The organism is Parabacteroides sp. AF18-52 (assembly GCF_003479145.1).
GTDB classification, from domain to species: Bacteria; Bacteroidota; Bacteroidia; order Bacteroidales; family Tannerellaceae; genus Parabacteroides; species Parabacteroides faecis.
On the sequence record NZ_QUGR01000045.1, the window covers coordinates 1 to 1,078 of the forward strand.

Annotated in this window: 1 protein-coding gene; it reads left to right on the plus strand. The window is 52.3% G+C overall.

Annotated elements, in window-relative coordinates; all coding sequences use genetic code 11:
• The coding region (locus tag DWX23_RS24755) for a site-specific integrase (protein ID WP_122376459.1) at window positions 1-1,078 on the plus strand (1,078 nt) is incomplete at both ends.

Below are 1,078 nucleotides of genomic sequence, written 5' to 3' on the forward strand. Positions count from 1 at the left end.
CCGGAGAAAAGCGCATGCCGCTTTACGTGCAGCTGATTTACCGTCGTGAAACCCGAAAGATCCGGCTACCCTACCGTGTCTCCGCTGGTGAATGGATAAGTGAAAGGGAAGAGGTGCATATTCCTGCCGGAAGTGAGGGGGAACGGAGTGAAGAGTTGCGCGGCATACGCGAACATCTGGTCCGTGATTGCCGTACGGTCCGTCAGGTGGTCTGCTCGATGGAGAAGAAGAAAGTGTTTACGCTGGACGATATCGTGGCAGCGTGTAAGGAACGGTTCACGGTTTCCAACCTGACAAAATATGTGGAGAAACTGATTGGGGAACTGTTTGCCGGAGGTAAGGATCAGACGGCCCGTCATTATCGGAGCACACTGAATTCTTTTCTCCGTTTCCGTCAAGGTAGTGACTTGCGCCTGGATGAACTGGACCCTGTTCTCGTGAAAGAATATGAATCTTATTTGTTCGGTACGGGACTTTGTGCCAATACGGTCTCTTTTTATCTTCGTGTGCTGCGTTCCGTCCTGAACCGTGCGGTCAGGGAAGGTCTGGTGGAAGCGGTTCCGATGCTTTTCAGCCATGTTCATACCCGTATTGAGAAAACGCGTAAACGTGCGGTGGAGGAAAAAGTGATCCTTGAACTTGCCGCCCTGCAACTGCCGTCTCCGGGACTGTCCCTTTCCCGCGACCTGTTCCTTTTCTCCTACTATGCCCGTGGAATGGCTTTTGTCGACCTGGCCCACTTAAGGCGTGAGAATATCCGTGGCGGCAAGATCGTTTATGTCCGGCGTAAAACCGGTCAGGAACTACAAATACAATTGTTGCCTGTGATGAAACAGCTGCTGTCGCGTTACCGGGATGCTTCGAGTCCCTATCTGTTTCCTGTTCTGAAAGGTGCCACTCCCTCCCGAAAGGAGTATGAAAGTGCGCTCCGTCTTCAGAATAAGCGTCTGAAAAGGCTGGGAAGTTTGGTCGGGGCGGACCTATCCACTTATACAGCGCGGCATAGCTGGGCAAGCGTGGCCCTGGAAAAAGGTATATCCGAAGAACTGATCTCGAAAGGCATGGGCCATGAGTCTGT